The organism is Persicitalea jodogahamensis (genome assembly GCF_014651615.1).
Taxonomy (GTDB): Bacteria; Bacteroidota; Bacteroidia; order Cytophagales; family Spirosomataceae; genus Persicitalea; species Persicitalea jodogahamensis.
Genome location: NZ_BMXF01000001.1, coordinates 1,095,757 through 1,110,605 on the forward strand (window position 1 = coordinate 1,095,757; position 14,849 = coordinate 1,110,605).

Annotated in this window: 10 protein-coding genes; 3 read left to right on the forward strand and 7 right to left on the reverse strand. The window is 51.9% G+C overall.

The genetic code is table 11. The annotated features are described in order from the left end of the window. Window positions 1–41: 41 nt before the first annotated feature. The 3 genes from IE117_RS04570 to IE117_RS04580 all read left to right on the forward strand — a co-directional run bounded on the left by IE117_RS04570 (window position 42) and on the right by IE117_RS04580 (window position 6,197). Window positions 42–3,800, forward strand: coding sequence for a sensor histidine kinase (locus IE117_RS04570; protein WP_189563137.1), 3,759 nt, complete (start codon window positions 42–44; stop codon window positions 3,798–3,800). A gap of 199 nt (window positions 3,801–3,999) precedes the next feature. Continuing rightward, window positions 4,000–4,893 (forward strand): sensor histidine kinase, encoded by an 894-nt coding sequence (locus IE117_RS04575; RefSeq protein ID WP_189563138.1) that lies wholly within the window; start codon window positions 4,000–4,002, stop codon window positions 4,891–4,893. A gap of 131 nt (window positions 4,894–5,024) precedes the next feature. Then, window positions 5,025–6,197, forward strand: a complete 1,173-nt coding sequence (locus IE117_RS04580; protein ID WP_189563139.1) for a PP2C family protein-serine/threonine phosphatase — start codon at window positions 5,025–5,027, stop codon at window positions 6,195–6,197. 152 nt (window positions 6,198–6,349) lie between these two features. On the opposite strand, the gene IE117_RS04585 is transcribed toward IE117_RS04580, so the two are convergent. The 7 genes from IE117_RS04585 to IE117_RS04615 form a co-directional block, all read right to left on the reverse strand. Then, entirely contained in the window at window positions 6,350–7,057 is a 708-nt protein-coding gene (locus IE117_RS04585) for a hypothetical protein (protein ID WP_189563140.1), read from the reverse strand. A gap of 228 nt (window positions 7,058–7,285) precedes the next feature. Beyond that, window positions 7,286–7,537 (reverse strand): hypothetical protein, encoded by a 252-nt coding sequence (locus tag IE117_RS04590; protein ID WP_189563141.1) that lies wholly within the window; start codon window positions 7,535–7,537, stop codon window positions 7,286–7,288. Between the two features lie 146 nt (window positions 7,538–7,683). After that, complete coding sequence (gene gldD / locus IE117_RS04595) at window positions 7,684–8,271, reverse strand: gliding motility lipoprotein GldD (protein WP_189563142.1); 588 nt, start codon at window positions 8,269–8,271, stop codon at window positions 7,684–7,686. Between the two features lie 42 nt (window positions 8,272–8,313). Further along, complete coding sequence (gene glmS, locus IE117_RS04600; protein ID WP_189563143.1) at window positions 8,314–10,152, reverse strand: glutamine--fructose-6-phosphate transaminase (isomerizing); 1,839 nt, start codon at window positions 10,150–10,152, stop codon at window positions 8,314–8,316. A 100-nt stretch (window positions 10,153–10,252) separates the two neighbouring features. Further along, window positions 10,253–11,650 (reverse strand): DUF4270 family protein, encoded by a 1,398-nt coding sequence (locus IE117_RS04605; RefSeq protein ID WP_229580333.1) that lies wholly within the window; start codon window positions 11,648–11,650, stop codon window positions 10,253–10,255. After that, the gene (locus IE117_RS04610) at window positions 11,586–12,398 is read right to left on the reverse strand and encodes a glycogen/starch synthase (protein WP_189563145.1); all 813 of its coding nucleotides are present in this window, start codon (window positions 12,396–12,398) and stop codon (window positions 11,586–11,588) included. Before IE117_RS04610 ends, IE117_RS04605 begins: the two co-directional genes overlap by 65 nt. A 243-nt stretch (window positions 12,399–12,641) precedes the next feature. Further along, window positions 12,642–14,843, reverse strand: a complete 2,202-nt coding sequence (locus IE117_RS04615) for an alpha-galactosidase (RefSeq protein ID WP_229580335.1) — start codon at window positions 14,841–14,843, stop codon at window positions 12,642–12,644. Between the last annotated feature and the right edge of the window lie 6 nt (window positions 14,844–14,849).

Here is a 14,849-nt window from a genome sequence, read left to right on the forward strand (position 1 = left end):
CCCACTGATTCAACCCTCAAAATTCCACCACTCACCATAAAATGCCTTTTGCTTCCCTCCATATCGCTCATCTGTTTCGCTGGATACTGCTCCTGAGCGTCTTTGCGCTGTGGCATCCGGCGTTTTCGCAGGGCGACCTGGCCAGTCGCGAAATCGGAAACCCCCTGGCGGAGGTGCATTCGGCAAAGGAGTACAACGCCCACGGGCAAAATTTTGCCATCGTGCAGGACAAGCGGGGTATGATGTACTTCGGCAACTTCGCGGGAGTTCTGGAATACGACGGAACGTCCTGGCGGACGATCACGACGACGAACTACGCCAAGGTGTCGTCGTTGTACCTCGACGACGCGGGCAGAATCTTCGTTGGCGCCAACGGCGAGTTTGGCTACCTGAAACCCGATGCAAAGGGAACGCTGCACTTCGCCAGTCTGAGCGAACGCCTGACCACGCCCTTTGGAGAAATCATGAGTATTGTAGGTACGCCGGCAGGAATTTATTTTATCGGTAAAAAAGACATCTACCTTTGGAATAAGCGGATCGTGCGGGAGTGGCATACCGAAGACCTGATATTGTCATCCTACTTTGTGCAGGGGCATATCTACCTTTATCAAAGGAAACGTGGTTTGGGAAGGTTCGACGGTAACAAAATCCTGCCCGTTGCCCTTTCACCGCGCCTGCCTGCGCTGCTGGATATCAGTGCTATGTTATCGTTCGATGCGCAGAATATTCTGGTGGCGACCAGTAATCAGGGACTTTTCAAAATTTCCAATAATCTTCTGACTCGCTTCGATGCCCCGGCCAATGCCTATCTCGGCACCAACCAGGTGAGTACGGGACTTCGGCTCGATGACAACACTTTTGCATTTGCCACTTTGCAAGGCGGTATAGCCCTGATCGACCGCCAGGGGCGCATTTCCCAGATTATCCGGGGTAGTACCTTCGATGACACCCAAGCCAACAGCCTGTATCAGGGCCGTGGCGGGATTTTGTGGCTGGCTCTGAACGACGGCCTGGCGCAGGTGGATATTCCATCGCCCATGTCGGTATTCGACGAAGCCGTGGGTATAAAAGGTGCCGTGAATCATCTGCTCCGCTACCGGGGGCGGATGTACGTCGGTACCCTGAACGGACTGTATTTTCTCGACGGGCTGCGGGCTAATCAGGTTAACGGGCTGAATGCGGGCTGCTTTTATTTGTCAGATGCCAGCGGGACGCTTCTGGCTGCCACAAGTAAGGGCGTGTACCGCATCGACGGTGCCTCAGCGCGGCCACTTTCCCAAGATTTTGCCCTTTGTCTGCACCCGTTAAATAGCAATCCCAAAACAGTATTCGTAGGCTTGGAAAACGGGTTGGGGATTTTGGATCTGGCAAGAAACAGCTACCGACAAGTGGCAGGAATAGATGATCAGATTGTGGGCATCAGCGAAGATGAAGACGGGCACATATGGCTGGAAACTTTATCAAAAGGACTATACCGCACCGATGCCCGGGCGACAGAGTGGAAGCTCTATAATAAGGAAAACGGCCTGAAGACGCTGCTATACAACAAAATCGTCAATAGCCCGGAGGGACTCATCGCCTGGAACAAAAACGGTACTTTTCGCTATGACGCACAAAAGGACACTTTTATCCCTTACAATCTATTCCAAACCGACAGCACGGCGGCCAATTACTGGAAAGGTAGCGTTATTCCCGACCAGAACGGTAATTTCTGGACTACGCGGGGCGATGAAAAGTTTGTCACTTTTTACAAAAAAAATCAAGACGGATTTCAGCCGATAACGCAGCCATTTCGTGCTTTCTCTGACCGTACATTCGATGTCATTTACCCTGATATTGACAGCCTGGTCTGGTTTGGCGGTCCGGAAGGCGCCATACGCTTTGACCTGGGTCAGCCGGACGATTACCTCAAATCGTATCCGGCCCTCATTCGAAAAATCAACCTGAAGGCCGATACACTGGTCTTCGATGGCTACCGGCAAGGCGACGTCACTATGAAAAATGCGGTTCTGAATCCGGAACGAATGCGTTTCGCCTACGATCTGAACGACATTAGCTTCGTGTTTTCGGCCACTAGTTTCAATGCGGGGGAAGAGTTGGTTTTTAAATATATTCTTGAAAACTATGACGACCTGTGGTCGGACTGGACGGCGCAGAATCGCAAGGAGTACACCAACCTGGCACCGGGGCGCTACCGCTTCCGGGTGAAAGCGAAGAACATTTACGAACTGGAGAGTGAGGAGTCGGTCTTTGAGTTTGTGGTGGCCGTACCCTGGTACCTGATGTGGTGGGCTTACGTGCTGTACTTCGTCGTACTGACCACTTTACTGTATTTTCTCATCCGCTGGCGGCTCCGGGCTCTGGTGAAGGAGAAAGATATGCTCGAAAGCATGATTCTGGAGCGCACTGAGGAGATTTCCAGCCAGAAGGAGGAGCTGGAAGAACAGTCGCAGGAACTGGCCTCCAAAAACGACCAATTGGAAAAGATCGATCAGATTGTACAGTCGATCAACTCCGAAATCGAATTTACGAGCCTTTTCGAAACCGTACTGGCCAGGCTCGATATCATCCGGAGCATGGAAAGCGCTACGGCCCTGATCTACGATAAGGAATCCAACAGTTTTCGCTTCAAGGCTGCCTACGGCAATCTGTCGCTGGCCCAGCTTGAATCGCTGCAGCTTACGCTGCAACAGGCTGAGGAGAGGTACCTGAACAATGCCGTGGAACGGGCCGAGGATGTGTACGCCCGCAGCGACGCGCCCTTCGTGCCGCTGGGCAATGCGCTGGACACCCTGCCCGAACCGAAGTCACTCATTACGATTGTGATCAATGTCGAGGGCCACGTCGAGGGTTTTATCACGCTGGAAAACACTACCCGCGCCAACGCATTTGATCAGAAAGATTTCGACATGATCCGAAACTTGAAAGAGCACCTCATTGCGGCTTTTATCAAAACCCGGATTCTTGAAAATCTTGAAAAGACCCTTAACAATCTGAAAGTGGCGCAGGACGAGCTCATCCGTCAGGAGCGATTGGCGTCGGTCGGGCAATTGACACGCGGCATCGTGGACCGGATCCTGAACCCGCTTAACTACATCAATAATTTCTCGGAGTCGTCGAACGAGCTGATTGAAGAGCTCGTGGAATTGGTCCCAGAAAACAGTGAGCACCTGCCTGAGGCCATCGCCGATGATTATTTCGGCGACATGCAAATGTTGAAAATGAATTTGGTGAAAATTCAGGAGCACGGAAACAGCACCACCCGCATCGTGAAGGACATGCAGCGATTGCTTAAGGAAAAGTCTACTGATTTTCTGGAAACTGACCTAAACACATTTGTGGAAGGAAAGGCGAAATCAGCTTACCAGGAACTTCGGAGCGAAACCCGCGATCAGGAGACCGAACTGGAAATTATTTATGACTTCGAAACCCCTTCCCCCAAGGTGCGGGTGTTGCCCACCGAAATGGGCAGCGTGATTGGCAACATCATCAATAATGCCTACTACTCGACGCTGGAAAGACAGAAAGTGGACAAAAAGCACCGTCCACAATTGCGCATTTCGACCGAAACAATTAAAAACAAGGTAGTCATTCGCCTCAGGGATAACGGGAAAGGGATTCCCAAGAAGGAAATGGAGCAGATGTTCAGCCCGTTTTTCACAACCAAACCGACCTCCAAAGGGACGGGACTGGGACTTTACATGAGCAAAGATATAGTGGAATTGCACCGGGGACTGATTGAAATCGAATCAAAAGAAGGCGAGTACGCAGAAGTGATAATCATGTTGCCAGTGTACTGACGACAATGATGGATGAGTGACTGGGGCGAAGAAAAACAGCAACAGTTTGTTTTGTCAGGATTTTCAATACAATATGAGTTTGCATGCTGATTCACTGGCTAATGTGATTTCTGAACAGCCATAACTGCCGCCGGACACCCAGTTGGACCTTCAACCGAAAAGACCAAAGTCACCGAACTTGACTATAACCCTAATAACTATGGAAACTATCAATCATCAGGAAGACCTGAAACAGGCAAATGCCCTTCTGACAGAAGAGGTGCAACGACTGGGGCAGGAAATCGAGTCGGCGCGGGAGCAGTTTGCACAGCAAAATCGGCTGGCAGGGATCGGGCAGATCACGGCGGGTATCCTGCACGAAATCAGAAATCCAGTCAATTTTGTCAATAATTTTTCGCGCCTGGCCCTGGATTTGGTGGCAGAGATGAAGGAGCTCTTGGAAAAAGAGCGAGCAGAAGCAGCTTCGGCGAACCTGGATGAGCTGGAGGAACTGTCGGGTATGGTAGAAACCAACCTGACGCGCATTTTTGAAAATGGCCGCCGGGCAGAGCGCATCGCGCAGAGTATGCTCGACCAAACCCGCGACGACAACCGGCAATTTGCGCCCACCGATCTGAACCAGATGCTGGAAGAATTCACCAAACTCTCCTATCAGGGGGTCCGCGCCCACGACCGGGAGTTCAACGTTGCCTTTACTTTTGATCTCGACCCTGACATGGGGCAGGTGAATCTGATGCCCAACGAATTCGTGCGCGTCATTATCAATCTGACGAACAACGCCTGCTACGCTGTTAACGAAAAACGCAAGGCTCCGCCTAATCCGGATTATACTCCGCGAATTACGGTAACTTCGGCTCGCATGGAGGATGGCATCGAAATAAAAATCCGTGATAACGGCATTGGAATTCCCGACGAACTGGTGCAGAAGGTTTTCAATCCCTTTTTCACTACAAAGCCCCCTGGTGAAGGGACGGGCCTTGGTCTGTCGCTGAGCCTCAAAACAATCAACGAGACCCATAAAGGTCAGCTTAGCGTTACTTCCGAGCCGGGAGAATTTACGGAATTTGTAATATGGTTGCCCGTTGAGAAGTGACGTTTTGCAAGAAGTACCTGAATTCCAAAGTTCCTAAGCCATAAAGTGAAAGCAGGTGGAACTTGGAAGCTTTCAAGCTAACTCAGGTACTTAGGAACTTTGGTACTAATCAATTAAAAAAATTAACAACAATGAAAATTCTAAATGTAGACGACGAACTGGATATGGAGATGCTCATTTCCCAGCGATTCAGGAAGCAGATCCGAGACAAGCAGTTTGAGTTTGTCTTTGCGCATAATGGCATAGAGGCACTTGAAAAACTGGATGAACACGAGGACATCGCACTCATTCTGTCGGATATCAATATGCCCGAAATGGACGGGCTCACTTTCCTTTCGATGGTCAATGAGCGGAAGAACCCGGCTCTGAAAGCCGTGATGGTTTCAGCCTATGGTGATATGGACAATATTCGCGTAGCCATGAACCGGGGCGCCTATGACTTTATTACGAAGCCCATCAACTTCGAGGATCTGGAGATTACGATCAACAAGACCATCGAGCACATCAACATGGTTAAGCTCTTCCAGCACGAGCGCGATCAGCTGGTGGCTATCAAGAACGACCTGGACATCGCCAAGGAAATCCAGCAGTCCATGCTGCCCAAGGAGTCGCCGCCCTTCCCCGACCGCCTCGATATTGACCTGCATGCATTTCTGGAACCTGCCAAGGTTGTAGGCGGGGACCTCTTCGACTACTTCCTGTTGGACGAAAACCACCTGTTTTTTATTATCGGCGATGTGTCGGACAAGGGCATTCCGGCGGCTCTGTTCATGGCGATCACGAAGGCGATCTTCAAGAGCCACTTTTTGAGCCCGACCTATCAGAACCTCACGGATGAGGTACGGCAGGTGAATCATTTTTTGAGCACAAACAACAACTCTTTCATGTTTGTGACAGCCTTCATGGGCATTATCAACCTGAAAACAGGCTCAGTGGAATACATCGACGCCGGGCATGAACCACCGCTGATTCGCCGGAAAGACGGTACAGTCGAAACGGTCAAGAAGCAGGGCGGCCTGGCTCTGGCCATCGATAAGGACTATGCCTACACGCCGCAATCGCTGCAGCTGGCGCATGGCGATACGTTTTTCCTGTATACCGACGGGGCGACCGACGCCAACAACCGCGAGAATGACCGCTATGGCTTTAAGAGACTGGAAGAACACCTGCATGCCTTATCCGGCGAAGAAACCCCCAAGGAAATCAACGACAGCCTGCTGGCCAAGCTCAAAGAATTCATCGGGGAAGAGGACCAGTTCGACGATATTACCGTTTTGACGATCCATTACAAGGAGGATATGTAAAGCGACCGGCAGGTGATAGGTGAAATGGTCGATGCGCGGAGCTCCGTGGCGCTAAAAGGTTAACGGTTTTATCGCAACTGGGATTGGTGCTCAGTGGCTGTTAACCATTGACCCATCAGGAAAATGATACTCTGAACGCCGAAAACTATTCGCTATTCTTCACCAAAAAGCTGTGCCTCGAAGTCTTCCATGCTGCCTTCGGGAGCAATGAAGAGTTCGCGGGGCTTGCCGGCCTGGGCGGGCTGGACGGTCATGAAGTTGCGATACTGCTCGTCGGTCACAATGCCGAGTTGCAGGGCGCGCTTAAGAACCATCGGGAAGGGTACTTTGAAGAAATCGGCGATGTCGGCGGCCAGATAAGGCGGAATGCGGCTGACGCCGTCGTGAAAGAAACTGCCGACCTCCTTGGGCGATAGCAGCGTTTCGAACACCAGTTGCTCAGCCCGCTGCGCCAGCGAAGTTTGATTGGGGTAGGTCCGGCTTAGTCCCAGTGAAAGGGTCAGCAGGTAGGTGTGATAGCAGCGCTCGTTGGCGTCGGCTGCGGCGTTGATAAACACCCATCCCTTTTGCCGGAAGACGGCGGAAAAACCCGTAAAAACATCACCCATGCCGTGCAGTTGTGCTACTTTTACCGTTTCGGGATAGGGTAGTTTGAGGCCGATTGTATGGATAATATCCTGCGCCGACGACACATCTGCCACTTCGCCGGCGGGTTCGATGAGCCAATTGCCCGCCACCAGGTCATTGAAAAGGGATTCAGCGGCTTCCTGGCTTTCCACTTGTCCAAGCGTCAGCACAATACGGTCGCAGTGCGCCGAGTAATCGAGCGGGAGTTGGTTTTTTGGGATTCTCTTAGCCATATCGTCGGTATTTTGTAATGCCTTGAACCTCAAAGATACACGCTTAGAATTTCATTGCCAATTTTTGTTGACAATGGGTTAGAGTACGAATTACATTCTTGCCCTTTTACAGGCATGAACGATTCTTTCCATGATCGATAAATTGTAAATGCTTAGGCCCGCCTTCGATAAAAAAAGCCGGATCAATACGATCCGGCCCCTTCTCCAAAAGAAGTTACTGCTTGTTGTTTATTTCTCCAAAAGTCTTCTGAAACGATGCTGCGTTCCGTAAAAAGGAATGATGCCAATCAAGAATTCCTTCCAAGACATTTTCAGGTAGCGCATCCTAAGAATTGCTATTGTCGGAATGTACAGCAACATACATACTACAAAGCCCAACCAGCGAACTTCATCGGGATTTGTTCCGGGAAACGCCTGAGGTAGCAGACCTACCACAATGCCTCCAGCTATAACCAGCAACCAATAATTAATTAAGTTCATCTGTATAAGGGTTAGTAAGAATATGCTCAAAAATAACCAATGGTTAGTAAATCAGCAAACGTGTTAACCCTAAATTATTCGACCACTACTTCATGGCAATATCTGGTGGAGACTTCGAATTATGTTAAGTAGCAGAGGCAGGAGTTTTACTTCCACTTCAGCGTATTCAACAACCGCAGCGCGTCGCGTTCTAGGTACTCGATAACAGGTGCCAGGGAGTCATTTTTGGTAGCAGTGGGGAAGTAGATCGCCCCGCGCAGGTAGTGGGTGGTGCTATCGGTGGTGTAGAACTGGAAAGGCGTAGGGACGTCGCCTTCCAGGCGGATGAGTGTCGCCGTTTTTCCGGTTTGGGTCAGGATAGTCTGCTGCTGCACGGCGGTGGCCCGTATTTGGTGCTTGCCGGCCAGTTTGTAGGCGTCGTCGATAAAGTCTGTCAGACGGGCGGGATCGCGACGCACGGGCTTATAGGTAAGCTGGATATTGGCGTCGAGTTTGGGGTAGTAGATATAGATCCAGTCCTTCTCGGCCAGTACCGAAGTGTCCGGCAGAATCACCGCCGCCTGCGAATAGTCGAATTGGTAGGGGTATTTATCCGGCAAAGCCTGGTAACTATGCGGAGGCAATGCAATCCGGTTGTATCCCTTCGGTTTCGGTGCGTAGCTGTCATCCTTCTCTCCTGAACCGCAGGACATAAGCATTATCCCAAGAAATAATAACAGCGAAATTTTTCCCATTATTGCCTTTAACCGTTCACCCTTTACCATTGATCCGATAACCTATTCTACAGTAACCGATTTGGCCAAATTTCTCGGCTGATCCACATTTCGTCCCCGCATTACGGCCACGTAGTAGGAGAGGAGTTGCAGCGGAATCACGGACACCAATGGTACCAGCATTTCGTGGGTTTTCGGTACTTCAATCACGAAATCCACCATCGTGGGGATAAGCGTGTCGCCCTCGGTGATGATGGCAATGACGCGGCCTTTTCGAGCCTTCACCTCCTGGATATTCGAGACAATCTTGTCGTAGGAGCTGTCCTTAGTCGCCAGGAAAACTACGGGCATATCCTCGTCGATAAGGGCGATAGGACCGTGCTTCATTTCGGCGGCGGGGTAGCCTTCAGCGTGGATATAGGAAATCTCCTTGAGTTTCAAAGCTCCTTCCAGCGCCACGGGGAAGTTTAGCCCCCGGCCCAGGTAGATGAAATTGCGGGCATAAGTGAAGATATAGGCGATCTCCTTGATCTTCTCGGCTTTTTCCAATACCTGCTGAACTTTCGAAGGAATATTCTCCAATTCGATCAGCAGTTGGCGATAGTCTTCTTCCGAAATAGTGCCCTTGCTTTTGGCGGCGGCAATGGCCATGAGCGTAAGTACCGTTACCTGCGCCGTGAATGCCTTGGTGCTCGCTACACCGATCTCCGGCCCGGCATGCGTATAGGCACCCGCATCGGTAGCGCGGGCAATGGAAGAACCCACTACGTTGCACACGCCGAAAATGAGGGCACCTTTGGACTTGGCCAGTTCAATGGCTGCCAGTGTGTCGGCCGTTTCACCCGATTGCGAGATGGCGATCACGATGTCGTTTTCCTTAATGATCGGATTGCGGTAGCGGAATTCCGAGGCGTACTCCACCTCTACATTGATGCGGGCGAGTTCTTCAAAAAGGTATTCGCCTACTAGCCCCGCATGCCAGGAAGTACCGCAGCCTACGATCACGATGCGTTTGGAAGCGGCGAGGCGATCGAGGTAGCTGCGCAGACCACCGAGCTGAAGGTGGCCGTCGTCGGCCCGAACGCGTCCCCGCATACTGTCAGCGATGGAGCGGGGTTGTTCAAAGATTTCTTTAAGCATGAAATGCTCGTAACCCCCTTTCTCTATGGCGTCGAGTTCCATTTCCAGCTTCTGGATATAAGGCGTTTGCTGGACGTTGTCGAGGTTGAGAATATTCAACTCCCCATTTTTGACCACGGCAATAGCGTAATCATCGAGATAGACCACATCCTTGGTGTATTCGATGATGGGCGTGGCGTCGGAAGCGAAGAAGTACTCGTCCTGCCCGATGCCAATCACCAGCGGACTTCCCTTGCGGGCGGCAATGAGTTGGCCGGGATGCTCATCGGACATGATAACGATGGCGTAAGCCCCCACAACTTCCTGCAAAGCCAGACGCACGGCCGCTTCCAGCGACTTGCCGGTTTCCTGCCGCACATCTTCGATAAAGTGAATCAGGACCTCCGAGTCGGTATCACTCGTGAATTCGTGCCCCTTCTGTTGAAGTTTTTGCTTGAGAGTAGCGTAGTTCTCGATAATGCCGTTGTGGATAATCGCCAGCTTTCGGTCATTCGAATAGTGAGGGTGGGCGTTGGTGTCGTTGGGTTCACCGTGCGTGGCCCAGCGCGTATGTCCCATGCCGAGCGTGGCGTGAGTGTCTTTCTCCAAAAGCTCCGCTTCCAGATCTGCCACTTTGCCTTTCTTCTTGAAAACCTTCAAGCCGCTTCCATTCAGCAGCGCGACCCCCGAACTATCGTAACCCCGATATTCCAGGCGTTTCAGACCTTTGATAATCAATGGGTAGGCTTCTCGCTGACCTACATACGCTACGATTCCACACATAGGGTTAATTGTGAATTAGTGAATGTGGGAATTGTGAATATTGCTTTCGCCAGATCATCAAAAATATTCCGACATTCACTAATTCACAATTCCGCATTGATTATTCCTTCGCTTCCGTATAAAACACCACCAGCTTTACATCTTCCGGCTTGCTGCCTATCACCAGGCGGGTCACGCGGTTATTGAGTTGTGATTGATAGCGGGTGCTGCTCTGGCCGAGGGCATCGGTGTAGGATGGGCTCACCAGGAAACTGTCGTACTTCTTTACGCCCGAAATAATATTGTTCAGTTGCGTGGTAATATGCCAGGTGTATTGGTTGAAACGACTGTTGTACAGCACGGCAGGTGGTTCGGTTCCACTCAGTTTCAGATCGTTGAAGACCAGCCGAATATTATTCGATTCATCGTAATAGGTGCGGTTGGTCGCATCAGTTTCCAGCAGAACCAGATAGTTAGGGATGCCCAATCCCTGCTGGATAGCCGACAAATCGGGCTTGACAGTCAGTTCGGCGCGGTTGATGGCAATCGGCTTGCCACCGCCCAGCGATTTTAGATAGGGTATTTCGATTTTTGTTCGAATGCCGAGGGCGTCCTGCACGTAAGTAGGACCATCGCCGGCGGGGCGGGGCACCAGAGGCTGCAGTCCGGCCAGCGGAGTGCCGCTGCGGTCGGCAGTTACACGGTTAAAGCCCGCCCGGAAAATGGGTTGGCCGGTTGTCTGGCTAACGGCTATGGCCAGAGCGACAAAAGAAGTGGTCGTGGTATCGGTGGTGGTGTGGTAGTAAAGCCGCATGGCGAGCGCATTATTGATCGCCTGAAAACCTAGAACTGCCGTGTTTTTAGCATCGGGGATCAGGGCAAATCCGCCAAGAGTTTTAGCAAACTCGGCGTTGGTCTGACCGCCGGTTTGGCCCGAAAGAGCAAACAATTCCTTCCCCAGATCATCGGGCAGACGAAAGCGCAGGACACCATTGCTGCGGGGCGTGGCGTTAAAAGTGCGTTTGGCCAGCGGAGTAGGGTCGTAGGCGACGGTGCTGTTGTTGTAATAAGATCTGGTGGGGTCGATCACCTCGCGAATCCGGTGTACGGCCAGGGTTTGCGGCGGCAGTGTGTCACCGTAACTGTAGCTATAATTGGTAACCAGTACCAGCGAGTCATAGACCGGGGAGGTGCCCAGGTCGAGCTGGGCGAAGAGCGACATCCTGATGAAACTGGAAGCCGTAATGGTGCCAAAAATCGGGTCCACGTACCGACCCGCCAGATAGTAGTCGGGATTGCCCGTGCGCACCGAGTCGGCCAGGACGGTGGAAGTGCGGACGGTAAGCGTATCGGTGAAGAGGGTTTCGACGGGGGTAAGCGGCGTGACGCCGATGTTGCCGATGGGGTCGCAGCCGCTGAGCAGCAGGGTGACCACGATGGCCACCCCGGCTAAGCTATTCCTGACCCACGAGGTCGTTGTAGAGGTTGTAGTACTGTTCTGAGAGATTGTCGTCCTCATCGACGATATCGACACGCTTGGGTGATTCATTCAATAGTTTATTTAGTCCTTCGCCGAACTCTTCGTCTACCTTGACGATGGCGTCGGCATATGCGCAACCTAGCTTGATGAAGCCTTCGAAATCAGCAGAGCGCAGGTGGGCCAGGGCCTCGTCACTCACGTCCATTGCCTTGGCTTTTTCCAGCAAATCGGCGTCAAATTTATCACTAAAAGCGTTGTTATACACAGTAAAAACACTTTTTGTGTCCTTGAACATCGGATCGTTGCGGTAGGTCGTCTTCAAGTACATGGGAATCAAGGCAGTCATCCAGTCGTTGCAATGCACGATGTCGGGCGCCCAGCCCAGCTTTTTGACGGTTTCCAGCACGCCTTTGCAGAAGAAGATCGCCCGCTCGTCGTTGTCGTCGTAAAACTTATTTTTCTTGTCGAAGAAAACGGATTTGCGGTGAAAATAGTCTTCGTTGTCGATGAAATATACCTGAAGCTTGGCATTTGGGATGGAGGCCACTTTGATCACCAGCGCTTTCTCTTCGTCACCAACTGTGATATTGATGCCCGAAAGACGGACCACTTCGTGAAGACGGTTTTTGCGCTCGTTGATAAGGCCGAAGCGTGGAACGAGAATTCGGATTTCAGCACCGCGGTCCTGCATGTCGGCGGGTAATTGCCGCACGTAAGCGGCGACATCGGAAGTTTCTAAAAAAGGGTTAATTTCACTCGATACATACAAAATCCGTAGTTTGTCCATACAATTGTCAGGCGTTGGTGAAAAAAAGATTTGCAAAATTATACAAAAAAATCCCGAATTTCAATGCTTTTTTCAAAGTAATTGTAATATTGCGGGCATTTTGGCTAGCTGTGTGCCTGTCTTTCCGACACTTTTTCCTGACCGGCGCTTATCGCTTTTTCGCCTCACCATTTATAGCCCTCAGTCCAGCGATATCCGATGGTACTTTGGAAGTTGAACAGGTCGCAAGCAGTTGCCACAGGCCTACTCAACCACCAGCCACGTATATCCCGCAGCGGGCAGCGTGACCTCGACTTCAACTTCGTACGCACGATTCAGGGGATAGGTTTTGGCTTTCCCTTCCTGCTCACGAATGGAAGCGATTTCGGTGAGCCCTGTGTAGTAGAGCGGGAGTTGGATGCGGCGCGTTATGGCTTCTTTCAGCGGATTGTAAAGCATCACCAATCCTTTTTCCGGTAAAGCCGGATTGACGTGCAGGATGCCGTCCCAGTCGCGGCCATCGGGGCGGCGCAGGTGGATGAGGTCGGAGTTAAGGATGTCCCGGTACTTTTTGTACCAGGCTATTACTTCTTGCACCGTTTCCTTAGTGGTTTCAGTATCATAGAGTCGGGGACCACGGTAGCAGGCCTGTACTCCCGCGCCGTAGTACTGCATCATGAGTTGACGGTAGTCGTCGAGATGCTCGCTCAGGGGTTCCAGCACGGCCTCGGGGCCGCCACCCTGGTACTTTGTCAGGGGCACAAATCCCCAGCCCATCGACGGCGTTTTCTCCCAGGTTCCGTCGAAAATATTCTGCCGGTTCAGGATTTTCTGCTGCTCGCGCGATAATGAGAAATTGACCTCCCGATAGCCCAGCGCAATTTTGTGACTGCCGTCGAGAAAGTACCAGTCAGGCGCGTTGATGTACACGCCTTTGGCGTTGAGGTCGCGGTACAATCCTTTCTGTAATTCCATCTGCACCCAACGCGAGTCCGCCAACCCCTTGTGTCCGGGATGGGTAGTGGAGGCGCAGAGGTCGCCGGGGTAGGGGCCATCGTGTTCGAGCAGATCGAAGCCGGTTTCGCTAATAAATGTTCTGATTTTTTGTAAATAATCCAATCCCCAGCGACTGGCCAGGCAGGGCGCCTGACCAAACTGCGCTCCCTTATCGGGCAGGCCCGTTATGGGGTCGATCACATCGTTTTCATCGTCGATGCGACGGCTGCTGAACAGCGAATAACCACCCAGCAGTATTCCTTTTCCGTGGGCGTAGTCGGCCATTTCTTTGAATTTGGTGATATTGGCCGCCGATGTGTCCTCCATGTTCAGTCCACTGCCAAAGCTCAGGATTACCATCTCGTAGCCGGTTTCGGCGCATTGGTCCACCACGCGTTTTACCTGCGCCGGGTCGATGCTGACCAGGTGCATGAAAACCGGGTTCTGCGTAGTCCAGGGCGCGATGGTGCGGTACATTTGGCGGCGGGCCAGGCCGTTGCGTTCGCGGTCGTAGCTGTCGAGTAGCAATTCGTGGCTTCGCACCGATTCCAGCGAATCGCCGGAGGCCAGCGTGACGCCCATGCCGCCGTTGGGGTAGATTTCCATCAGGCAGGGCGTCTGGTAGTTGTAGTTGACCTGCGAGGTGTAGCTCGAATCCACCTTCCAGTGCGTGGCCTGATCCGACAGCTCGTAGCGCATGGCGTTGTTGTAGGCGTAGTCGTTTTCGATATAAATTTTCTGCGGCTTCTTCATTTCTTCCGGCGAACCTACCACCGCCGATTCTTCCTCGGGCATCGCCAGAATTTCGTTCACGACCTGATCGACCCGTACTTTTCCTGAACGTGTATTGATCACCGTTACCCATTTGCGCAGAGCGGGCAGCCCGTCGTAAATCGCGTAATGAACATCAACCTTGATTCCCCGCAAACTGGGCAGGGTAGAGGTGAAGTGTAGCGTCAGTTCCTGCCCGGTGGGTAGTTGGCGGTTCATGGTCCAGGTTGTGGGCTGCCAGGCGAGGCGATTGGTCAGCGGGGCTACCGAAAAATCGACCAATTGAAAGTCGGCTTCGTTTTTCTTAAAGCCGTCGATCCACTCTTCCCGCAGATAAGCGTGTTCGGTTTGGCCATAGAGCCCTCCGACCTGGTAGGTCTGCCCATCCAGCACCAGCCGCGCTTCGGGCCTGACCGAGCGGATGAATTGTTGGCCCGTGCCGAGGTTCTGGAAATCTACCGTAGCGGCATTGGGCGTCAGTCGAATCCGGCGCTGAATGAGGCCGTTGGATAGTATAATATCCTTACCATCCGTGGCCTGGTAAATTCCGGCTTTTAGTCCCATTTTATTCAAAAGCCAATCCTGCGTGGTGGGGGCCGGTTTATTTTCGGGGAGAGTTTTCAGTTTGGCTAAAAATGATTGGCTGAAACTACCCGTGCTCAGACACATGAAGCCAAGAAGAAGGAGAATAATTCGCATAGATAA